The organism is Haliscomenobacter sp. (genome assembly GCF_033763495.1).
Classification (GTDB): Bacteria; Bacteroidota; Bacteroidia; order Chitinophagales; family Saprospiraceae; genus Haliscomenobacter.
In genome coordinates this window covers 1-21182 of record NZ_JANRKL010000004.1, presented here as the reverse complement: position 1 = coordinate 21182, position 21182 = coordinate 1, and the positions used below count along the sequence as shown (strand labels likewise).

Below are 21182 nucleotides of genomic sequence, written 5' to 3'. Positions count from 1 at the left end.
TTTTGGGGAAAAGAACAAAAATAAAATGCAGGAAGATTCCTTCTATTTGGCACTGTACCAAAAGGGAATAAAACTTTCGCGTTTTTTGCCCTCATAACGATACTCAGACTGAATGTAGATCAAGTTTTCACCAGATAAGAGCAATGAATCGGGAATGTAGGCCAAAAATCCATACTCATTGGCATTGTGGTGATTGTAGGAGCGCAGCTGATCAGGTACGAATTTCCGGCCATTCAACTCAATGTGAAAGTATTTTTTGCCCTGTTCTTTGAACCAGGCCCGACTCCTGAGTAGGTTTTGGCTGTCGTTGAGGGTACTATCCTTTTGGTATTCGCCGTATTTTTTGTTCAAAACGACCTCTTCACGGGTAGGGAGTGGCAAAAACAACTTAATTCCAGATCCAGTTATTTCTGAGCTGGGAATGATCGGGTTTTGGATAAGCCGATCTGCCTTGAGGTGGTCTTCATAATGAACAGAATAGAAACGGTCTTCTCTGTCAGCATTGCTAAAGTAGTATTGCTGGTTGGTATACATTACATTGCTTTGCAGAAAAACGACAATAAAAGCAGGCAAGACGAGTAATATGTATCCTACCATACCAAATGTATATGCCCTTTTATTAAGGTTGGTAATAAAGGTACTGTTGATGTAAAATACGGGTTGATATAAAAAATTGAATATGATTCGACTACTACTTTTGACAATCAGGGGGTAATGAATCTTTTGTACCCATGTCTTGTCGCGCAACCTTTTTGTATTCAATACAGCTCCAATTATTCCCGGTACTAGTAAAGAGGACAGCATTACAAAAAAAATAGTGTTGATGGGAAACTGCGATAACAACTGATGAACACCGTAGGCAATGACAGCCAAGGCCAATACAATTGAGGCAATACTGGTAAAGATCATGGCTACACTGAAGGAAAAGGCAAAGATGATGCTGCAAGTTTGGTCAACTCTTGCCGCATAGCTGCGCAGGTCCCCAAAATCAGCTTTTAATTGTTTCAAATAATGCCGGCTGTAATTCTCACTTTCCTCGTTGACACCATGGGGATAAACTGAGGACAAGCCAAGTAAACCCACCCAAATCGAGCGTAGAATAAAGTGTAAAATAAAATTGATCATCAAGATCGTAATGGCAAAGGTGAGATAGGTAAAAAAGAGGTAAAGAATCTGCAGGATTTCATCACCAAAGTTCAATAAACTGTAATTGACCATCTTAGTGAGCAACCAGGGCAATTGTAAAGAGCCGTAAATGGCGGCTCCGGAAATGATCAACTCAGCCGACCAGCTTTCTTTTTCCAACTGTTCGAACCAGCTCTGTTGGTTTGGATTGGGTTCTAGGTTATCCATTTTCTTGGGTGCTTTTGCGGAATCGGTAGAGATATTGGGTGCGGTTTTTTTTGTCGTCTTTGACGATCAAGGTTTGGGTTTCAAACACAAAACCACAGCGTTGAACCATTTTTTTTAAGGTTTCAGGGCTGTACATGGGGTGTTGGCAGCCAGGGTGCAGGTCCTTTGTGTGCCGGGGTACCAATTCACTGATGTACAATCGTCCATTAGCATTCAAACTGCGGTAAATATCGCGCAACATCTCGTCGGGATGGCTAAATTCATGAAAAGTTTGGAATAAAATCACTTTATCCATTTGTCCATCGGGCAAACCCGTTTTTTTGATGCTCCCCAAAGAGGTGCTGATGCTGTTGCTGATCCGTTGGCCTTTGACGATGGAATAGTAGCGCTGCACATAACTGGCCTGCTGGGCATTGCAGCAAGCAGAGTCGATGTCTACCGCGAAAAACTTGACCCCTTCCGTAAACAAAGACAAGGCACCCTCCCAGCGGAGCGCTCCAGCACCGATATCGGCGACCTTTTCCCCCTTTTTTAAATTCAGACCTTCAACGTGTTTCATCAAATGCACATCAGCTTTGGCCTCAGCCAACGAGGTATGCTGATAAAAGTAGCAAGAATTAAAATCCTTGCCCTCGCTTTGATTTTTTTGGCCCCACAACAGCGTTGGGAGCAATAAGACTACAATAAGTTGGTAAATCCGGTATGCTGGCATTGATTCGTCGACGGTGTTTGATGTCTTAACAAAATAGGCAAAATAGAGATTAAAAAATCAAGTACCTTTATTTAAATTTTTGCTTCATGACCAAAATCGTAATAGAAATCGCCAATTTTCAGGATGCGGTTCTTCTTGCAGAATTTGCAAAAAGGCTAAATGGGGTAGTGCATCTAAGTGATGAAGCAGAGGAGTCGGCTGAACTCTCGGCATTTACTTGGCTAGAAGAACTTGCCCAAACAAATCCATTTGCAGAGATTGAAGATGCCGTCGAGTGGCAAACCCAGCAACGCCAGGATAGAGTGCTCGCGCGTTAAAAAATGAAGAATTATGCTTATTGATAGTAACATCGTTATTCTGGCGTCTAAGTTGCAAAACGTAGAGTTGTTGTCAAAGCTAAAAAAAGATGAGCCCAATGTTAAAGTATCTATCATCACAAAGATTGAAGTATTGGGTTATCATCAATTGAATCAGGTTCAAAAAAAATTTCTCGAAAATTTCTTTAAAGCAATAACCGTCCTACCTGTAAATGAAAATGTAGCTGAAATGGCAATCCTCATTCGACAAAAGCGGCCAGTTTCAATAGCTGATGCCTTGATTGCAGCTACAGCAATAGTCTTCGAATTAGAGCTCCTAACAGAAAACACTAAAGATTATCGAGGCATCCAAAATCTGGAATTGTTGAACATTGAGGATTTTCTGAAAGCTTAAAACCAGTTTAATCGGTATCGTTTTAAAGTCTTTAATCACTCAAAAGCTATTCGCATGAGAGGTTTTACTCATAAATTTGTAGTTGTTTTTACTTTTTTGGGATTAGTGAATCTGGCTGGTGCCCAGAATTTTGTTGACCCCCAACTCCTGACCAGCATTGAATACCGCAGCGTTGGTCCAACTCGTGGAGGCCGGGTTACCAGCGTGGCTGGACACCCCAATACTCCTGGAGTGTTTTTTATGGGATCAACGGGTGGAGGCTTGTGGAAAACCATCGATTATGGTAGCAACTGGAACAATGTTTCGGATGGTTTTTTTAACACCCCTTCAATTGGTGCCATTGGCATTGCTCCATCCAAACCGGATGTGATCTATGTGGGTACAGGTTCTGATGGTCTGCGCAGCAATGTGATTGCAGGCAAAGGAGTCTACAAATCCACCAATGCAGGCCGCAGTTGGGAAAAAGTAGGTTTGGAAAAAACCGGGCATATCGGTGCCGTTGAAGTACATCCGACCAACCCTGATGTTGCCTTTGTCGCCGCCATAGGTAGCGCCTTTGTACCCAACGTAGACCGTGGCGTTTACCGCACCAAAGATGGCGGAAAGAGTTGGGAAAAAGTCCTTTTCCTGAGTGACACCATCGGTTTTTCCGATCTGGAATTTCACCCCACCAACCCCCAAATCATTTACGCAGGGGCCTGGCGTGCCCAACGCACCCCCTGGACCATTATCAGTGGAGGTAAAGTTGGAGGGGTGTACAAATCAGAAGACGGCGGCAATACCTGGCGGCAAGTTGCCAAGGGTTTACCTGCCGATTTGATTGGTAAAATTGATTTTGCCGTTTCACCTGCCGATCCGCAACGGGTCTATGCCCTGATCGAAGCCTTGCCGGGTGGCGGGTTGTACCGCTCCAATGATGCCGGGGAATCCTGGTCTCTGGTGAGCTCCAGCCGTTTTTTGCTCGATCGGCCCTTTTATTATTGCAATGTCACCGCCAATCCTTTGAATGCGGATAACGTTTTTGTGAGTGCAACCGGATTTTGGCGTTCCAACAACGGAGGACGCACCTGGACTGCCCTCAACACCCCACACGGTGACGACCACGACTTGTGGATCAATCCCCGGGATACCCTGGAATGGATCGAATCCAACGACGGTGGTGCCAACATTACCCGCGATGGAGGAAAAAACTGGTCGACCCAGCTCAACCAACCAACTGCCGAGTTGTATCAGGTGGAAATTGACGATCAGTTTCCTTATTGGTTGTACGCAGGCCAACAGGACAATGGCACGGCCATCACCGTGCCTAGTTTGCCTCCCTACGACTCGCCCGTTGGCCCCATGGGGTATTATCTGCCCGCTGGAGGTTGTGAAACTGGCCCTGCGGTGCCCAAACCCGGCAACCACAACATCGTTTATGCCAACTGCAAAGGTTGTTTCAGTGTATATGACAAACGCAATGGCCAGGAACGCAATTATTTCATTGGTGCTACCAATATTTATGGCCACAAACCCAATGACCTCAAGTTCCGCTTCCAACGGGTGACACCTATCCACGTTTCCCCCAACAATCCCAAAGTGGTGTATTACGGTTCGCAATATTTGCACCGCACCTTGGATGAAGGCTTGACCTGGGAAACCATTTCTCCCGACCTCACCGCCAATGAACCCGATAAGCAGGTGATTTCTGGTAGCCCTATTACCCGCGACGTGACCGGGGAAGAATACTACAGTACCATTTACGAAATTCGGGAATCAAAAAAATTGGCTGGCTTGATCTGGGTAGGTGCCAATGATGGTCCCATCCACGTTACGCGCAACAATGGCAAAACCTGGCAAAATGTGACCCCTGCAGGAATGCCTAAGGGCGGCAGAGTGGATTGTATCGACCCCTCGCCACATCGACCCAATAAAGCCTATGCCGCAATCCTCTTGTACCAATTGGGCGATTGGCGACCTTATTTGTACAAAACTGAAGACTACGGCCAATCCTGGACCCTGATCACCAAGGGAATTCCCGTAGATTATCCTGTACGCACCGTTAGGGAAGACCCCAGCCGGGAGGGCTTGCTGTACGCAGGTACAGAGTACGGCATGTTCGTTTCCTTTGATGATGGACTGAATTGGCAACCCTTCCAGCAAAATTTACCCATTACCCCCATTACGGACATCAAAGTACACCAGGGGGATTTGGTCATTTCCACCATGGGAAGAGGGTTCTGGATTTTGGACAACTTATCGGCTTTGCATCAATTGGCCAAACCCAACCTGACTCAATCGGTGGTTCTTTTCAAACCTCGCGACCAATACCGCTTGCGTTATTGGCCCAACCGCAAAGGCAGCGAACCCCATTACCCGAGCCCGGGCATTCAGATTGATTATTGGCTAAAAGAAACGCCCCAAAGTTCCATTACCTTGGAAATTCTCAATGCGCAAATGCAAACCATTCGGGCATTTACCTCTCAAAACAACCCAAGGGATACCCTTAAAATACCCAGCAAAGCAGGTATGGCGATGGGCTTTGTGATTGCCGGATTTAGTGATGCTCTGCGTACCACACCCGGTGTTCAGCGCTTTGTTTGGGATTTACGGCATTTGGGGGCCTGGGACCGCAGTGGTGTTCGCACCAGCCGTGGAGCCCCCATGGCTGCGCCTGGGCAGTATTTTGTTCGGCTAACGGTAAATGGTGTGGCCTCTTTGCAGGGATTCAAAATATTGCCCGATCCGCGCCTGATCAATGCGGGAGTGACAGCTAAGGATCTTCAAATGCAGGAAGCATTGTCTTTACAAATCATTGAACTGGATAGCCGTAGCCGCATTCTGGGAGCAACCGTGACACAGGAGCGCGCAAGCGCACAGCAAAAAAATGACAAACAGCTGAGCTCATTTTACGACGAATTACATGCTGAATTGTTCACCGCAGAAGGGCGCTACATGACACCCCGACTGATTGACCAGATCAGCTACCTGCGCAGCATGCTTGATCAGGGTGATCAACGCCCTGGTAAGGATGCCTATACTCGGTATGAAGAATTGAAAAGTTGGTACAACCGCCTCGCCAAACAAGCCGTGGATAAGGTAGGTAACCGCAAGGAATTTAATTTGATCGATTGATGATATCTTAGGGGCACCCCTGGCGGGTGCCCTATTACGTGGGCACCCCAAAACGAAAAAAGGCGATCATTTTGATCGCCTTCGTTGCAGCCCGTACGGGAATCGAACCCGTGTTACAGGAATGAAAATCCTGCGTCCTGACCCCTAGACGAACGGGCCATCTAGGTAAATTATCTTATGAAACTCGGACAAGTGAAAAAAAGTTCCAACTTGTGGAGAAGTAGCCCGTACGGGAATCGAACCCGTGTTACAGGAATGAAAATCCTGCGTCCTAACCCCTAGACGAACGGGCCATTGGAGGCATCAAACCCTGAAAAAGTGACTTCAATGTTTGTGTGCTTCCCAATTGGGACTGCAAAGATAAATTCGACTTGCTGAATTACACAAGAACTCGGCCAAATTTTTTTTCATTTTTTTCATTTTTCCTGTTTTATCACTAACCATTCTCCCTGACCGGGGTGAAAATGAGTAAATTGTCTTCTGAAAAAAAACTTAAACAAGCGCATGAAAAACGAATAATGAATATTTTTTTACCTTTGCGCTGCATTTTGGGCCCTTACCAACCGAATAGACTTTATGAACTGTTCATAAAGTACAAATACCTAGCTGAACAAGCGCAAATGAGTGTTCACTATACACCAACTATTACTCATCAAATCAAACACATCCACTCATGGCAAAAAGAATTGCTATCAACGGATTTGGACGCATTGGCAGGATTACCCTGCGCAACCTGTTGAAAATGAGCGACGTTGAAGTCGTTGCCATCAATGACCTGACTGACAACCTCACGCTGGCTCACTTGTTTAAGTATGACTCTGCCCAAGGGAAGTTCGATGGCACTGTAAGTGCTGATGATAAATACCTTCACATCAATGGAAAGTCAATTTTGGCTTTGGCAGAAAAAGATCCAACCAAATTGCCTTGGGGCGATCTGAACATTGATGTAGTCATCGAGTCAACTGGTCGTTTTACCACCAAGGATGAAGCTGGATTGCATCTGACTGCTGGTGCCAAAAAAGTAGTTATCTCGGCTCCTGCCAAAGGTGACCTACCTACCATCGTTTTGGGCGTAAACCAGGACAAAATCAGTGCAGACCACCACATCTATTCAAATGCTTCTTGTACCACCAACTGCCTTGCGCCAATGGTGAAAGTATTGGATGACCTGCTGGGCATTGAGACTGGGTTCATGACCACGATCCACGCATACACTGCCGACCAGCGTTTGCAGGATGCACCACACTCTGACTTGCGTCGTGCGCGCGCTGCTGCAGTTTCCATTGTGCCTACCAGTACTGGTGCTGCTTCAGCAGTAGGTTTGGTATTGCCACACTTGAAAGGCAAACTGAATGGCAACGCCATGCGTGTACCAACCATCACCGGTTCGGTAACAGACTTTTCTGCAGTGGTAAAAAAGACCGCTACCGTAGAAGAAATCAACGCTGCTTACAAAGCTGCTTCTGAAGGTGCCCTGAAAGGTATCCTGGAATACTGTGTAGACCCAATCGTTTCTGCGGACATCATTGGCAACCCTCACTCTTGTATTTTCGACATGGACATGACCATGGTCAGCGGCAATCTGGTTAAAGTGGTAGGCTGGTACGACAACGAAGCGGGTTATTCTGCTCGTTTGGCTGATCTGGCAACACGTATTTAATAAAGGCTCCAAGGTTCCAAGTTTCTGGGCGGTTGGTCACTGAGCGGAGTCGAAGTGGCTGACCGCCCAGAAACTTTGGAACCCTGGAATCTAGGAACCTTCGAACCTTTAACCATGCAGAACATCAACTTCTCCAATAAAAAGGCATTGGTGCGGGTGGACTTCAACGTGCCACTTGACAAAAAGACCTTTGCCATCACGGACGATACCCGTATTCGGGCAGCCATTCCTACCATCAAATACATTTTGGACCAAGGTGGCTCAGCGATTCTGATGTCGCACCTGGGGCGCCCTGATGAAAAATTGCTCCCGGATGGTTCCATCGATGTAGCACGTTTCACCATGAACCATACGGTAGCCCATACCGCTGAATTGCTGGGAGTTCCCGTATTGTTTTGTGAAGAGTTCGTTGGACCCAAGGCTGCGGCTATGGCTGCTGCACTGCAACCTGGTCAGGTCTTGATTTTGGAAAACACCCGTTTTCTGAAGGGCGAGGGCAAAGGAGATGTAGAGCTGGCCAAAACCCTGGCGTCTTACGGAGACATTTACATCAACGATGCCTTTGGTTCCGCTCACCGGGCGCATGCTTCTACCACTACTGTGGCTCAGTTTTTTAGCGCTGAAAACAAAGGCTTTGGCTTTTTGATGAAAGCCGAATTGGACAACGCCGACCGGGTGTTGAACAACCCTGAGCGCCCGCTCACCGCGATTGTCGGGGGGGCAAAAGTTTCTGATAAAATCTTGCTGCTGGATCGGATGCTCGACTACGTGGACAACCTCATCATTGGTGGGGGAATGGCGTATACTTTTGTCAAGGCACAGGGTGGCCAAATTGGCAATTCCCTTTGTGAAGACGATCGCCTTGAATTGGCCAATCAATTGGTAGCAAAGGCTCAGGCCAAAGGGGTAAAACTGCTCCTGCCTGAAGATTCCCTGGTAGCCGATGCTTTTAGCAATGATGCCAATCGTAAGGTAGTCGCCAGCAATGTGATCGAGCCCGGTTGGATGGGGTTAGATGTTGGCGAAAAAGCCTGCGCTGAATTCAGTGCAACGATTCTGAATTCCAAAACCCTGCTTTGGAATGGGCCGATGGGCGTTTTTGAATTTGAAAACTTTGCCAAAGGAACCCAAACCATAGCTGAGTCAGTAGCCAAGGCTACGGCCAATGGCGCCTTCTCTCTGGTGGGAGGTGGCGACTCCGTGGCCGCAGTAAACCAAATGGGTTTGGCCGATGAAGTCAGTTATGTCTCAACAGGTGGTGGTGCCATGCTGGAATTGCTTGAAGGCAAGGTTTTGCCTGGGGTGAAGGCAATAAAGGAATAAGGTTGATGCCTCGGCTACGCTCGGCAACCGGTCGCTGAGTCGGTCACTGAGCGTAGCCGAAGTGCCGAAGCGACCGGTTGCCGAGCGTAGCCGAGGCATCAACTTTTTCACCCCAACAATATCCGCAATGCGTATACCGAGAATCCTGCACAAACGACCATGGGAATGCCAAACAACAACAGATTGAGTTGGCTTGGATTGGCGTTGACGATTCGCAACATGATGCACATGCAGGGAAGGGCTACGATAAAAGCCCTGAATTTGTTCCATTCATCAGTAGAAATACCTTGCAGTGTATATTGCTGAACTTGTGGAGGCAACAGTACAAAAAGTAAAACAACTGCAACAATGACGGTAAGAACACCCAGTGAGGTTTGAAATTCATAAGACCAGTCGGGGATTTTCCAAACCATAATTAAGGCGAGGATTGGCACTAAAATATACCATTCCAAGCCTTCTGCTATTTGAGTCATGAGCAATGCACCCAGGGCTGAGCTGAGCAAAATGCCAGAATATACTAGGTTCGTTGGGCTGAGCTGTACGCCATGAGCCGAACAGATGTTTGTAAATAGGAAGTACATGTGCGTTCATTTAGGGTGTAACAAAGCTAAGATTTTATGCTTACCTTGATCAGGATAAATTAATCTTTTATATTATGCTTGAATTGTTTTTTTGGTTGAACGTTTTTATCGTTGTTTATACTTATGTGGGGTATGGGCTTATTTTGCTGGTACTCAACACACTATTTTTCAGGAAAAACCAATTAACAAAAATTAAAAACCCCGAAGTAAGCATTCTGATTGCTGCCTACAACGAAGAAGACTGGATTGTTGAAAAAATCAACAACACCTTGTCTCTGGATTATCCCGCTGAATTATTGAAAGTGATTGTAATTACGGATGGCTCTACAGATAAAACGTTTCAAAAAGCTAAAAGTTGCACTGTTCCAGCCGGAATCAGCTTTGAAGTATACCACCAACCTGAACGAAAAGGAAAATTGGCGGCAATCGAACGCATTATGCCTCTCGTAAAGACTCCTGTAGCCATTTTTACTGATGCTAATACAGTACTTAACCGCCAGGCTATCCGGCAATTGGTTTGTCATTACAATCATCCAAAGGTAGGAGCAGTGGCTGGAGAAAAACGTGTAAGTAGTGCCAACAAAGACGAAGCAAGCAGTGCTGGTGAAGGTATCTATTGGAAATATGAGAGTTTGCTCAAACGTTGGGATGCCAATTTGTACTCAGCTGTAGGGGCTGCAGGAGAGTTGTTTTCTATTCGTACTGCCCTTTACGAAAGTATCCCAGCAGATACCTTGATCGAAGATTTTTACCTCACCATGACCGTGCTGCGCAAAGGGTACCGGATTGCTTATGCTGCTGATGCCTATGCTTCAGAAGGAGCCTCTGCCTCAGTAGGGGAGGAACTCAAGCGGAAAATTCGCATTGCAGCAGGTGGCATACAAGCCTCCTGGCGTTTGCGTGACTTGTTGAATCCTTTTCGGTACGGTGTGTTTAGTTGGCAATTTTTTTCACACAAAGTCTTGCGCTGGACCTTGGCACCCCTGGCTTTGCCCATTGTGTTTTTATTGAACCTCTTTCTGGCTTTTTCGATGAATCCCTGGTACGTCAGCTTGTTTATCTTACAAATTCTGTTCTATTTATTGGCTTTACTGGGCTGGATTTTTGAAAAAAAACAAATCAAAATCAAGGCTTTTTTCATTCCTTATTATTTCTGTGTGATGAATTTTTCGGTTTTTTTGGGCTTCGCCCGTTTGCTGAAGAACCAACAAACAGTATTGTGGGAAAAAGCGGAGCGCAAGCGGAACCAATAGGTACAATTATTTCAATTTTATTGAAAAATGATTTTATCTTTTCCACCGAAAAGACCAAATCCAATTTGGTTAACCATCTAGATACAAACATCTTAGTCCTAACCATTAACTCATGGAGAACCATCGCCACGAACAACTCAAGCCGTACATTCCGGCTGAAGTGACCAATGTCAAAGAATTTACCGTACGTGCCATCGTCTTGGGAGCCGTTTTTGGAATTATTTTTGGCGCTGCCACCGTTTACCTGGCCCTCAAAGCGGGTTTGACGGTTTCAGCCTCTATTCCAATTGCTGTGTTGGCCATCTCTTTAGGCCGGCGTTTTTTGGGCACAACCATTTTGGAAAACAACATCATTCAAACCACAGGATCGGCTGGTGAATCCATTGCTGCGGGGGTTGTGTTTACCATTCCTGCTTTCTTGTTTTTGTCTGATCCATCCGTTGGCGATCAGTATTTCAAATACACCACCATTTTTACCCTTGCAGTATTTGGGGGGATTTTAGGTACCCTGATGATGATCCCGTTGCGACGATCTCTCATTGTAAAGGAACATCACAATTTGCCCTATCCCGAAGGGACCGCTTGCGCCTCTGTGCTGATTGCGGGGGAGAAGGGTGGTGACTTTGCCAAAACGGCTTATCAGGGTTTGGGCGTGGCCTTTTTGTACGCCCTGCTGCAAAAAGTTTTTCACGTCATCGCCGAGACACCCGCATGGGTGACCAAAGCGACACACAAATATTTTCCTGCTGCTACCGTCAATGGTGAAATCACCCCAGAATACATGGGCGTAGGCTACATCATCGGCCCCAAAATTGCGGGCGTATTGGTTGCGGGCGGGGTATTGGCCTGGTTGGGGTTGATTCCATTGTTGGCTACTTTAGTGCCTACCGAAATCATTGCAGCACAATTGGTTAAATTGGGTTACCTCTCCGATCTCGCATCTGCGGGTGGTCCGGGTGCCTGGGATCCTGCGACTAAAACCTTTGGCAATATTGCTGCCGCTATTTACAGGGCCTATGTTCGTCAGATCGGGGCGGGTGCTGTAGCCGCAGGTGGGTTTATCACTTTGCTCAAAACCATTCCGACCATTGCTGCTTCGTTTAGCGAAAGCATTGAGTCTTTCAAAAATCGCTCCGCAGCGGCAAGCCGTGCCCGTACCGAGCAAGATTTGTCGATTGCTGTGGTGGGAATTGGTAGCCTTGCCTTGGTTATTCTGATGCTGGTTTTACCACAAATTCCAGGCAATTCTTTTGGCGGAAAATTGCTGATTGGCCTGCTGGTGATCGTTTTTGGCTTTTTCTTTGTGACGGTATCCAGCCGAATTGTTGGTTTGATTGGCACCAGTTCCAACCCGGTTTCAGGTATGACCATTGCTACCTTGATGGGTACGGCGTTGATTTTTATCGGCTTCGGCATGACGGGTAAAACTTTTGAACCAATGGTTTTGGTGGTGGGCAGTATGATCTGTATTGCTGCCGCCAATGCGGGAGCAACTTCTCAGGATTTAAAAACAGGATACATCATTGGGGCGACGCCAAAATACCAACAAATTGCCTTGTTTGTGGGAGCAATCGTTTCTTCGATTGCTATTGGAGCTACCTTGCAAATCCTGGATACACCTTCTCCGGAACAAGTTTCCCAAGGCATCCAGCACGCCATCGGCAGTGACAAATACCCCGCACCACAAGGAACCTTGATGGCCACTTTGATCAAAGGATTGTTGAGTTTCAACCTCGATTGGCAGTTTGTATTGGTGGGCGCTTTTTTATCCATCACCATTGAATTGTGTGGCGTGAAATCTTTGTCTTTTGCAGTAGGTGCTTACCTGCCGCTCTCAACAACCTTGCCCATTTGGGTTGGTGGGGTTATCCGAGGTATCGCCGATAATGCAGCCAAGAAAAAAGGCAAAGCGGTAGAAGAGGAAGACTTGAGCAAAGGAAACTTGTTTGCAACTGGTTTGGTCGCAGGTGGTGCTTTGATGGGGGTAATTGTGGCGATTTTGTCGGTCAATGAGGGCATTGCCGCAAATATTGCCAAACTCAATCTGGAGCCCATGCTGCATGGCGCTTTAGGCGAAGGAGGATTCCAAATCCTGGGAGTATTGTTCTTCGCGGCAATGGGGTTGATTTTGTATCGAATTTCCAGGAAAGATTAACATAAAACTGCAAAATAGGGCTTTGCTCGACCGCCCCGAAAATCTGAAACTTTCGGGGCGGGATTTTAGATTTTTGATGATCAATCTACCACACCAACATTTTACTCCCCTTCGCCGCCAAGTGCACATCCTGGCTTTTTCCGTTGTAAACCACCTTTGTTTGCCCACCTCGTGGTGAACTAATCTCGGTTTTGCTCAATTTTCCATTCACCCAGGTCAAATTCAAAACAAACCCGCCGCGTGCGCATACCCCGCGTACCGATCCATTGGCCCAGGCATCGGGCAAAGCGGGCAGGAGGGTGATTTCATTGCTGCGCGACTGTACCAACATCTCCAATACAGCGGCCGTACCTCCAAAATTGCCATCAATCTGAAAAGGGGGGTGTGCGTCCATCAAGTTTGGGTAGGCCCCGCCACCACCGTTGTAACGTGTACCAGGATCGGGGCTGACATAGCGCATCAACTCGCGGTACATTTTGTAGGTGCGGTTGCCGTCGCGCAGGCGGGCCCAGAGATTGGTACGCCAACCTTTGGACCAGCCGGTGGTTTCATCACCCTTTACCTCCAGGGTTTGTTTGCATGCGGCTGCCAGTTCTGGAGTCTGATCCACACTGATGTGGTGGCCCGGATACAAACCAAAAAGATGGGACTGGTGGCGGTGTTTAGGGTCTTCATCGGCCCAATCGTGGTACCATTCTTGCAAGTGGCCTTTTTTGCTGATTTGATAAGGATACAATTTGCTCAGGGCAGTAGTTAGCTTTTGCTGAAAATCGGTATCCAGGTTGAGCGTTTTTGCAGCGGCGATGGTTTGAGCAAAAAGTTCCCGGATCATGCCCAAATCGGCGGTAGCGCCATAAAGTGTTGCCCCTTTATACCCCGTACTGGTGATGAAAATATTCTCAGGCGAGGTGGAAGGAGAGGTGACGAGATTACCCTTGCCATCCTCAACTAAAATATCCAAACAAAACTGGGACGCCCCTTTGAGCAGCCCATAACCATAATTCTTCAGCCAGACGGTGTCCCGGGAATAATCAAAGTGTTCCCACAAATGGGTAGCCAGCCAGGCCCCCCCCATGTTCCAGTTGGCCCAACTGGGCGAACCTTCTCCAAAATGCCCCACCGGATTGCTCATTGCCCAAATGTCCGTATTGTGGGCAGCACACCAGCCGCCGGCATTGTAGAAGGTTTTGGCGGTGACGGCACCCGTTTTGGCAAGGTTGCCCAAAAAGCCCAGGAGTGGCTGATGCAACTCCGAAAGATTACAGGACTCCGCGGGCCAATAGTTCATCTCGGTATTGATGTTGATGGTGTAATTGCTGCTCCAGGGCGGGCGAATCTGGTGATTCCAGATGCCCTGTAAGTTGGCGGGTACATTGGGTGTGCGCGAACTGGCAATCAGGAGATAGCGGCCAAAATTATAGTACAAAATCTCCAGATCAGGGTCTTTGGCGCCTTCGGCAAAACGTTTCAACCGTTCGTCGGTAGGCAAAGTGGCATTGCTGCTGCGCCCAGCCAATTGGAGTTCTACCCGATTAAAAAAACCTTGATGGTCTTTGATATGAGCAGCCCGTAGATTGGCGTAACTGATTTTTTCGGCTTTTTTGAGCCAGTCATTGGCCAACGCCACTTCGTTTTTACCATTCGTGGCCGGGTTTTGGTCAAAACCATTAAAACTGGTAGCAATGGAAACCATGATGATCGCCTCACGCCCTCCCTGAATCCCAATGCTGCTGTCGGTACGAATCACTTTGCCATCAGCTTTAATGATTTTGGCCAAAGTTAAAAAGCGCATGCTTTTTTGAGGGTCATACTGCACCGGGTTATCGGAGCGCCGATAGTTGGGTTCGGCATGAGAAGGAGCTTTTCCACTGGCGCTAAGTACATTGGCTTCGGTTTTGACCTGATTGGGCAACAGACTATTGAAGCGGAGCTTAAAACTTAGTTTGCCAGCCTGACTGGCGCTCAATTTGATCAGCATCACCTGTTGCGGGTAGGAAATAAAATACTCACGGGTATACGTAACTCCGGCTTCCTGGTAAGTAGTGCTGGATATGGCGGTGCTAAGGTCTAGTTGTCGACGGTAATTGTTTGCCTGAGTACCGTGATTCATGTCTATGTACAAGGTGCCTAAGGGTGCATAAGACTCAGAGTATTTCCCTTGCAGGTGGCGCTGATTGAGGCTATCCGCTGTACGGTAATTTTCCTGACGCAAGGCCTCACGAACGGCGGGTAGGTATTTGTAGGCTTCGGCGTTCATGTAGGGGTCAACCGGTCCTCCGGCCCAAAGGGTGGCTTCATTGAGGAAAATTTTATCTGATTGAACCCCCCCATGCACCGTAGCGCCTATGCGGCCATTGCCCAACACCAATGCTTCTTCAAAATGATTGGCGGCTTGGGAGTAGTACATCGTGCGATCGGGTGCCTGCGCCCAGAAGCTTGTAGGAAGCAGGACCCACAGCAAGAGTAAATAATTTTTCATAAAGGAAATGGTTTGCAAAATGAAATAGCATAAGGCTTTTGCCCTACTAGCATGCAGCCAAATGTAGCAAATTCGATTTTATTTCTTTCCCGATGCCAAGTGTTGGTTTAATTTTTTTTGTTTTGAAACTTATGCGTATTTTTGAAAATACATCAAAACTAAAACACTCAATATGCACAATGAAGACGAACTTCTCGACGATATCAGTTTCGAGGAGCAAAGTGAACAAAACACCCAGTTGATTACGGCTTCAACAGGGAAAAGATTCCTGAATAATTTGATTGACGGAATTGTCATTCAATGTTTCGCTGTACCAATCCAACTTGGGATGAGTTTGGCCGATGACAACCTAACCAGTCTTGTGCTCACCTTTGGGGCACAGTTTGCGTATTACACATTGTTGGAATCGCTAAACAATGGGAAAACCCTGGGGAAAATGGCAACGGGTACAAGAGTAGTCTCGGATTACGGTTACCAGGCTGAAGGTGGAGCCATCGCGATCAGAAGTTTGTGTCGCTTTGTGCCCTTCAATGCCATTTCTATTTTCTTCAACGAAAACAGCATCATGTGGCACGACAAATGGTCTTCCACCATAGTCATTGATGAAAAACAATCCACCTTACCAGAGTAATACTTATATAATACGGCGAAAAAAATGCCATATCCGCAAGGGTATGGCATTTTTTTTTTATCTATTAGGCCGGATTGAAAAAAAAATGATAAAATTGAGTCATAATCTGGTATTTGAGACCCCGGAGGTTACCTCTTTGCCAAAAGATGAATTAATTTCAAGCCCTGAAGTAGCATCTTTGCCAATTTAGAAACGGTAATCTAAAAGAGGTAGTCTTGCTCAAATCAATTATGGTTCCTGAGCCCAAAAAGCACCTTCATCATCATTGATCTTTGTTTGTTATGGCTGAAGTAGAAGACCTCAAGGCGTCGATTATTGACATCAAAAAAAGTCGCCTTAAACGCAGCATCCTCAGTGAATTGTATTTTTCTGGATCTAGCACCCTTGCCGAATTGAGCCGCTTGCTGAATACAAGTGTTCCCTCCACTACTACCCTTGTGAAAGAGCTGAGCATTCAAGAGCACTGGATTGTAGAAAGTGGAATCGGTGCAACCAAATTTGGCCGTAAACCCATTTTTTACTCCTTGAATCCAGATTACCATTGGGTGTTGATTCTCGATATTTCAACGCATGCGACCAAGCTGATGGCTTTTAACCTGCAAAATGAAGTATTGCAGGAGAAAGACATCAATTTGCCCATTGAGCGCAACCCAGATTTTTCCAATCGCCTTCGTGAAGAGATAGCAAGGTTTTTGGAAGACCTGCGCCTGCCTCATCCTTCCTTAAAAGCGATTGGGGTTTCGATGCCAGGCCTGATCAATCCAGAAACAGGCCAAAACTACACCTATCCCATGGAACAGGGTGGGGGATCGATCAAGTTGGAGCTGGAAGCCCAATTTGGAGTGCCAACCCATGTCATCAATGACTCTAAGGCAACCGTGCTCGGAGAATACCGTTTCGGCCTGGGCCGTGGCAAAAAACACGTTTTAGCCATCAACATCGATTGGGGAGTGGGTTTGGGAATTATGGTTAATGGCGAACTGCTGAATGGTGCCTCAGGTTTTGCTGGGGAATTGGGGCACATTCAAATGGACCCCGATGGAGAGTTGTGCCAGTGTGGTAAGGTAGGCTGCCTCGATGTCATTACTTCAGCATCCACGCTGCTCCGAAAAGTAAAAGAGGGCATCAAACAAGGTAAAGCGTCCAAGCTGGCCAATTTGGGCGATGCTGATGTACACATCGAAACAGTGGTAGATGCTGCCAATGAAGGAGATGGCTTCGCTATTGATTTGCTACACCAAATTGGCATTCAATTGGGGCGTGGTTTGTCTATCGCAGTTCACTTGTTCAACCCCGAGATCATCATAGTGGATGGGGTGTTGGCAAAAGCGGGCCGTTTTTTTATTAACCCTATTGAACAAGCCATCAACAAATATTGCCTGGCTGACTTTAAAAATGACTTGTCCATTCAAGTTTCAGAGCTGGGCGATCGCTCTAAATTATTGGGTACTTTATCCTTTGTTATGGAAGGCATTTTGGAAGAACTGGTCTGAATTGTGCCTGTATTTGGCAAATTTTCCGCAGGCTCTTTTTCAATTGTCAAAAAATTACTATTATTGGAAGGGAGTAAAAAAGCCTTAGTCGTGAGGCAAAAAATGAACATTTATTTTTTTTAGGCCCCATTGCAAATACACAAATTTACCAAGGATGAAAGTACAACAGATCTTGGATCGAAAATTGAGAAATGAAATTCTAGCCATTTCTCCGGATGCTTCGGTATATAAAGCACTTGAAGAGCTGGAACGGCACAATATCGGGGCATTGCTGGTGATGGAAGGGCCAAAATTAGTGGGTATTTTTTCAGAGCGGGATTATGCCCGCAGGGGAATTTTGAAAGGAAAACCTTCCCGTGAATCTTTGGTCAAGGATTTGATGACTTCTCCGGTCATCTCAGTAGCCCCCCAGGCAAAAATCGAGGAATGCCTCACGATCATGACCGAAAAACATTTTCGCCACCTGCCCGTAGTGGTCGATGATCAAGTTTTGGGTATGATTTCATCTTCTGATATTTTCCAGGCCATTCTTACTCAATACCAGAATTTGGTATCTTCTTTGGAAGGGTATATTTCGGGGAGGCCCATGTAAATTAAAGATGAAAGATAAGAGTTGAAAGATGAAAGCGGTGACCCAATTCTTTCATCTCTCATCTTTCATCTCTCATCTCTCATCTCTCATCTTTAACCTTTCGTCATCTGCACATCCAACTCCAGCTTCACTTCATCGCTCACCACGATCCCGCCAGCTTCAGTAACTGCGTTCCAGCTTAAGCCGTATTCCAGGCGATTGATGCTCCCTTTGATGTCAAAGCCCGCTTTGGTGTTGCCGTAGAAATCTACCATCGAACCCGTATATTCTACATCCAGCACAACTGCTTTGGTGGTAGCCCGAATCGTGAGATCACCGTGCAATTTGTATTTTTTATCGCCCACTTTTTCAATACTTGTCGATACAAAAGACAATTTTGGGAACTCTTCAGCGGCAAAAAAATCAGGTGATTTTAAGTGCCCATCCCTTTGTTCATTGCCTGTGCTGATGCTTGCTATATCTGCGCTAAATGTAACTTTAGCATCGGCAAAATCATTGCTTTCGTCGCCTTCCAAACTGGCGTCGAATTGACTGAAACTGCCTTTAACCGTAGAAATCATCAGGTGGCGTACTTTAAAAGTGATTTCGGAGTGGGATGGATCAATGCTCCAGGTTGCCATATTTTTTTGTTTTAATGGTTGCAAAATTGATTGATGCTAAGATAACGTTGTGAAGACAATTAATGTTTATACATTGAATTATTTTTTTGTAATTTTTTTTTCTCGCTTACCTTTGGAGCATTCTCAGCATCACTTTAACCGGACAAAAACCATGTTAACAATTTACGGAATATCCAATTGTGATACAGTCAGAAAAGCATTGAAGTGGTTGGATAAAAACGGATTAGCTTACACCTTTTTCGATTATAAGGCACAAGTCCTACCCAGCACAAAACTGGAAAGCTGGATGCAACAAAAAAGCTGGACGGAAATTTTGAATACCCGCAGTACTACCTGGCGGGAACTACCTCAAGCATTAAAAAATACAGTAGTGGACGCTCCCAGCGCGATCAAAGTGATCCCGGAAAATTTTTCCATGATCAAAAGACCCCTGGTGGAGCAAGATGGCAAAATCATTTTGCTGGGATTTGACGAAAAACAATGGGTTGCAGCCCTGAGCTGAATTTATAGGTCGAAAAAATACAGGACCAATACAATCATTACCGGGAGGGCAGCCAGCAGTACACCCAAAAGGGGCCATTGCAAAACGTAGCGGACTACAATGCTGCCTACCAATATAAGCATTAGCACTATTGCATAGGTAAAATTATCATTGTTGAAAGCCCCGGCATTTTCCCGATAGACTGCAGCCATAATGACGATGAAGGTCAGGAGTAAGTCAATGACCCACAACACCCAAAATGCGATATCCATGTCAAACAATTAACCTATACTGGAATGTGTAGTTTAGTTTTTTACACTATTGGCAGCTTCGGCATGGGTTGGATAACGGATCAAAGAGGTACGATCGTCCCAAAAGAAACCCCTTACCACAGCACCTGGGCTTTCAGGTGTATTGGTAAAACTCCGGCCTAAATCCCCTGGATGAGCAGGCTGTCCCGGGTCGAGAATTTTTGCAATCGACCAAATTCCTTTGCGTGCTTGCCCCTGGTGGATGATTTCACTCTGGCGACCCGAAATCGAAACATCAAAAATGAATAACAACAGGTAACCTTTGGGGCCCTTGGTAGGCATACTTACGCCATTCGCAGCGAATTGACTGATGTTGATGTAACCTACTGGCAGAACAGGGAGGTCTCCATCACGCCCAGGTTTGCGCAGAGGAATGTTTACGTTGGCATGATTTTGTGGGTTTACGCTCCAGTCAACACCACCTTGCGCAAAAATTGAAGTAGTTGCAACAAGCAGAATAAAGGTAAGAATAGTGGTTTTCTTCATGTGATTACAATTGAGGCAGTGATCTAGTGAATGTTAGAATAAAGTATAAAGCCATTGTGAGAGATTATACTTTATCGGCTGTTTAACGCAAGTCCTTGCATTAAAGTACAAATAAAGATAGATAATAACATTGAAATTTACAAAACTGGAGTAGAGAGCTCCCATCTGGCCACGGGGGAAACCTCCTGCCCAACAAATTTTCCCTGCAAAAATTTATAGTATCCGGTAATGCCGATCATCGCGGCATTGTCGGTACAATATTCAAATTTGGGGATATAAGTATTCCAGCCTTTGAGCTGGCCTTCCTCAACCAGGGCTTGCCGCAACCCTGAATTAGCAGATACCCCTCCGGCCAGGGCCACCTCTTTTATGCCCGTTTCTGCTGCGGCCAAACGCAATTTGTTCAGTAGAATACTGACAATGCGGGCTTGTACCGAGGCGCAAATGTCCTCCAGATTTTCGGCTACAAACTGTGGATTTTCGGCTACCTGTTTTTTCAAAAAATACAAAATGGACGTTTTAAGCCCACTAAAACTAAAGTCCAGCCCAGGAATTTTAGGCTCGGGGAAAGTGAAACGGGGAGTTCCTGTTTTGGCCAGCTTGTCGATGATTGGACCAGCAGGGTAGTCCAGGCCCAACATCTTGCCTGTTTTGTCAAATGCCTCACCCGCAGCGTCGTCGATGGTTTGGCCAATGACTTCCATGTCGAGGTAATCCCGTACAATCAGAATTTGGGTATGGCCGCCCGACACCGTCAGGCAAAGAAAGGGAAATTGGGGTTTGGGATCTTCAGCAAAATGTGCCAATACGTGGGCCATCATGTGGTTGACCTCAATCAGGGGCAAATTGCGACTCAAGGCAAAACCTTTGGCAAAAGAAACCCCTACAATCAAGGAGCCGATCAACCCAGGCCCGCGGGTAAAAGCTACCGCATCGATTTCGGTTTTGTCAATACCTGCAGCTCGAATCGCCATTTCAACCACAGGTAAAATATTGATTTGGTGCGCCCGCGAAGCCGCTTCGGGCACCACCCCACCGTAGATTTGGTGGATCTCCTGGTTGGCAGTTTTGTTGCTCAGTACCTGTCCGTCGCGCACAATTGCGGCAGAAGTATCATCACAAGAAGACTCAATGGCTAAAATTGTAAGCGACATAGGTACAGATTATTAAAAATTGGCCTTAATTTGCCAACGATATTGAAATCATTCCCAAGAACATCGGATTTGA

General features: G+C 46.2%; 19 protein-coding genes and 2 tRNA genes. 11 read left to right on the top strand and 10 right to left on the bottom strand.

Going from position 1 to position 21182, the window contains the following annotated elements; translation table 11 throughout:
• Positions 1-42: 42 nt before the first annotated feature.
• Positions 43-1353: a hypothetical protein gene (locus SFV55_RS00225; RefSeq protein WP_320027424.1), complete on the bottom strand. Its 1311-nt coding sequence runs from the start codon at positions 1351-1353 to the stop codon at positions 43-45.
• Entirely contained in the window at positions 1346-2065 is a 720-nt protein-coding gene (locus SFV55_RS00220; protein WP_320027423.1) for a class I SAM-dependent methyltransferase, read from the bottom strand. Before SFV55_RS00220 ends, SFV55_RS00225 begins: the two co-directional genes overlap by 8 nt.
• Before the next feature lie 86 nt (positions 2066-2151).
• Here SFV55_RS00220 and SFV55_RS00215 point away from each other — a divergent pair, with 86 nt between their 5' ends.
• Genes SFV55_RS00215 through SFV55_RS00205 form a run of 3 tightly spaced genes read left to right on the top strand, consistent with a single transcriptional unit; the run spans position 2152 to position 5890 of the window.
• The gene (locus SFV55_RS00215; protein WP_320027422.1) at positions 2152-2382 is read left to right on the top strand and encodes a hypothetical protein; all 231 of its coding nucleotides are present in this window, start codon (positions 2152-2154) and stop codon (positions 2380-2382) included.
• Positions 2383-2395: 13 nt separating this feature from the next.
• A complete protein-coding gene (locus SFV55_RS00210; protein WP_320027421.1) occupies positions 2396-2776 on the top strand; it encodes a type II toxin-antitoxin system VapC family toxin in 381 nt (126 codons plus the stop codon).
• A gap of 54 nt (positions 2777-2830) precedes the next feature.
• The gene (locus tag SFV55_RS00205; protein ID WP_320027420.1) at positions 2831-5890 is read left to right on the top strand and encodes a VPS10 domain-containing protein; all 3060 of its coding nucleotides are present in this window, start codon (positions 2831-2833) and stop codon (positions 5888-5890) included.
• An 87-nt stretch (positions 5891-5977) separates the two neighbouring features.
• Here the strand turns inward: SFV55_RS00205 and SFV55_RS00200 are convergent.
• Together SFV55_RS00200 and SFV55_RS00195 are read right to left on the bottom strand one after the other, a co-directional pair.
• A tRNA-Glu gene (locus SFV55_RS00200) sits at positions 5978-6049 on the bottom strand.
• A 62-nt stretch (positions 6050-6111) separates the two neighbouring features.
• Positions 6112-6183 (bottom strand) — tRNA-Glu (locus SFV55_RS00195).
• Between the two features lie 380 nt (positions 6184-6563).
• Here SFV55_RS00195 and gap point away from each other — a divergent pair.
• Together gap and SFV55_RS00185 are read left to right on the top strand one after the other, a co-directional pair.
• A complete protein-coding gene (gap, locus tag SFV55_RS00190; protein ID WP_320027419.1) occupies positions 6564-7550 on the top strand; it encodes a type I glyceraldehyde-3-phosphate dehydrogenase in 987 nt (328 codons plus the stop codon).
• A gap of 114 nt (positions 7551-7664) precedes the next feature.
• Positions 7665-8873 carry a phosphoglycerate kinase gene (locus SFV55_RS00185; RefSeq protein WP_320027418.1) on the top strand — a complete coding sequence of 403 codons (1209 nt, stop codon included), beginning with the start codon at positions 7665-7667 and terminating at the stop codon, positions 8871-8873.
• A gap of 107 nt (positions 8874-8980) precedes the next feature.
• On the opposite strand, the gene SFV55_RS00180 is transcribed toward SFV55_RS00185, so the two are convergent.
• Entirely contained in the window at positions 8981-9454 is a 474-nt protein-coding gene (locus tag SFV55_RS00180) for a hypothetical protein (protein ID WP_320027417.1), read from the bottom strand.
• 74 nt (positions 9455-9528) lie between these two features.
• Here SFV55_RS00180 and SFV55_RS00175 point away from each other — a divergent pair, with 74 nt between their 5' ends.
• Both SFV55_RS00175 and SFV55_RS00170 read left to right on the top strand, forming a co-directional pair.
• The gene (locus SFV55_RS00175; RefSeq protein ID WP_320027416.1) at positions 9529-10707 is read left to right on the top strand and encodes a glycosyltransferase family 2 protein; all 1179 of its coding nucleotides are present in this window, start codon (positions 9529-9531) and stop codon (positions 10705-10707) included.
• Between the two features lie 112 nt (positions 10708-10819).
• Positions 10820-12862, top strand: a complete 2043-nt coding sequence (locus SFV55_RS00170) for an OPT family oligopeptide transporter (protein ID WP_320027415.1) — start codon at positions 10820-10822, stop codon at positions 12860-12862.
• Between the two features lie 85 nt (positions 12863-12947).
• Here SFV55_RS00170 and SFV55_RS00165 read toward each other — a convergent pair whose 3' ends face one another.
• A complete protein-coding gene (locus tag SFV55_RS00165; protein ID WP_320027414.1) occupies positions 12948-15341 on the bottom strand; it encodes a glycoside hydrolase family 95 protein in 2394 nt (797 codons plus the stop codon).
• Positions 15342-15513: 172 nt separating this feature from the next.
• Between SFV55_RS00165 and SFV55_RS00160 the strand changes: the two genes are divergently transcribed.
• The 3 genes from SFV55_RS00160 to SFV55_RS00150 all read left to right on the top strand — a co-directional run bounded on the left by SFV55_RS00160 (position 15514) and on the right by SFV55_RS00150 (position 18057).
• Positions 15514-15972 (top strand): RDD family protein, encoded by a 459-nt coding sequence (locus SFV55_RS00160; protein WP_320027413.1) that lies wholly within the window; start codon positions 15514-15516, stop codon positions 15970-15972.
• 281 nt (positions 15973-16253) lie between these two features.
• Positions 16254-17465: an ROK family protein gene (locus SFV55_RS00155; RefSeq protein ID WP_320027412.1), complete on the top strand. Its 1212-nt coding sequence runs from the start codon at positions 16254-16256 to the stop codon at positions 17463-17465.
• A gap of 154 nt (positions 17466-17619) precedes the next feature.
• Complete coding sequence (locus SFV55_RS00150) at positions 17620-18057, top strand: CBS domain-containing protein (RefSeq protein ID WP_320027411.1); 438 nt, start codon at positions 17620-17622, stop codon at positions 18055-18057.
• A gap of 92 nt (positions 18058-18149) precedes the next feature.
• On the opposite strand, the gene SFV55_RS00145 is transcribed toward SFV55_RS00150, so the two are convergent.
• Complete coding sequence (locus tag SFV55_RS00145; protein WP_320027410.1) at positions 18150-18677, bottom strand: YceI family protein; 528 nt, start codon at positions 18675-18677, stop codon at positions 18150-18152.
• Between the two features lie 151 nt (positions 18678-18828).
• Between SFV55_RS00145 and SFV55_RS00140 the strand changes: the two genes are divergently transcribed.
• On the top strand, positions 18829-19179 hold the full coding sequence (locus SFV55_RS00140) for a Spx/MgsR family RNA polymerase-binding regulatory protein (RefSeq protein ID WP_320027409.1): 351 nt from the start codon (positions 18829-18831) through the stop codon (positions 19177-19179).
• A 2-nt stretch (positions 19180-19181) separates the two neighbouring features.
• Here SFV55_RS00140 and SFV55_RS00135 read toward each other — a convergent pair whose 3' ends face one another.
• The 3 genes from SFV55_RS00135 to tsaD form a co-directional block, all read right to left on the bottom strand.
• The gene (locus tag SFV55_RS00135; RefSeq protein ID WP_320027408.1) at positions 19182-19430 is read right to left on the bottom strand and encodes a hypothetical protein; all 249 of its coding nucleotides are present in this window, start codon (positions 19428-19430) and stop codon (positions 19182-19184) included.
• A gap of 33 nt (positions 19431-19463) precedes the next feature.
• Positions 19464-19955, bottom strand: coding sequence for a hypothetical protein (locus SFV55_RS00130; protein ID WP_320027407.1), 492 nt, complete (start codon positions 19953-19955; stop codon positions 19464-19466).
• Positions 19956-20092: 137 nt separating this feature from the next.
• A complete protein-coding gene (gene tsaD, locus SFV55_RS00125; protein WP_320027406.1) occupies positions 20093-21109 on the bottom strand; it encodes a tRNA (adenosine(37)-N6)-threonylcarbamoyltransferase complex transferase subunit TsaD in 1017 nt (338 codons plus the stop codon).
• Positions 21110-21182: the final 73 nt, after the last annotated feature.

Bases quoted from the DNA above. Each gene is read 5' to 3' on its own strand.
- SFV55_RS00225 (WP_320027424.1), bottom strand. From the start codon at position 1,353: ATGGATAACCTAGAACCCAATCCAAACCAACAGAGCTGGTTCGAACAG.
- SFV55_RS00220 (WP_320027423.1), bottom strand. From the start codon at position 2,065: ATGCCAGCATACCGGATTTACCAACTTATTGTAGTCTTATTGCTCCCA.
- SFV55_RS00215 (WP_320027422.1), top strand. From the start codon at position 2,152: ATGACCAAAATCGTAATAGAAATCGCCAATTTTCAGGATGCGGTTCTT.
- SFV55_RS00210 (WP_320027421.1), top strand. From the start codon at position 2,396: ATGCTTATTGATAGTAACATCGTTATTCTGGCGTCTAAGTTGCAAAAC.
- SFV55_RS00205 (WP_320027420.1), top strand. From the start codon at position 2,831: ATGAGAGGTTTTACTCATAAATTTGTAGTTGTTTTTACTTTTTTGGGA.
- gap (WP_320027419.1), top strand. From the start codon at position 6,564: ATGGCAAAAAGAATTGCTATCAACGGATTTGGACGCATTGGCAGGATT.
- SFV55_RS00185 (WP_320027418.1), top strand. From the start codon at position 7,665: ATGCAGAACATCAACTTCTCCAATAAAAAGGCATTGGTGCGGGTGGAC.
- SFV55_RS00180 (WP_320027417.1), bottom strand. From the start codon at position 9,454: ATGTACTTCCTATTTACAAACATCTGTTCGGCTCATGGCGTACAGCTC.
- SFV55_RS00175 (WP_320027416.1), top strand. From the start codon at position 9,529: ATGCTTGAATTGTTTTTTTGGTTGAACGTTTTTATCGTTGTTTATACT.
- SFV55_RS00170 (WP_320027415.1), top strand. From the start codon at position 10,820: ATGGAGAACCATCGCCACGAACAACTCAAGCCGTACATTCCGGCTGAA.
- SFV55_RS00165 (WP_320027414.1), bottom strand. From the start codon at position 15,341: ATGAAAAATTATTTACTCTTGCTGTGGGTCCTGCTTCCTACAAGCTTC.
- SFV55_RS00160 (WP_320027413.1), top strand. From the start codon at position 15,514: ATGCACAATGAAGACGAACTTCTCGACGATATCAGTTTCGAGGAGCAA.
- SFV55_RS00155 (WP_320027412.1), top strand. From the start codon at position 16,254: ATGGCTGAAGTAGAAGACCTCAAGGCGTCGATTATTGACATCAAAAAA.
- SFV55_RS00150 (WP_320027411.1), top strand. From the start codon at position 17,620: ATGAAAGTACAACAGATCTTGGATCGAAAATTGAGAAATGAAATTCTA.
- SFV55_RS00145 (WP_320027410.1), bottom strand. From the start codon at position 18,677: ATGGCAACCTGGAGCATTGATCCATCCCACTCCGAAATCACTTTTAAA.
- SFV55_RS00140 (WP_320027409.1), top strand. From the start codon at position 18,829: ATGTTAACAATTTACGGAATATCCAATTGTGATACAGTCAGAAAAGCA.
- SFV55_RS00135 (WP_320027408.1), bottom strand. From the start codon at position 19,430: ATGGATATCGCATTTTGGGTGTTGTGGGTCATTGACTTACTCCTGACC.
- SFV55_RS00130 (WP_320027407.1), bottom strand. From the start codon at position 19,955: ATGAAGAAAACCACTATTCTTACCTTTATTCTGCTTGTTGCAACTACT.
- tsaD (WP_320027406.1), bottom strand. From the start codon at position 21,109: ATGTCGCTTACAATTTTAGCCATTGAGTCTTCTTGTGATGATACTTCT.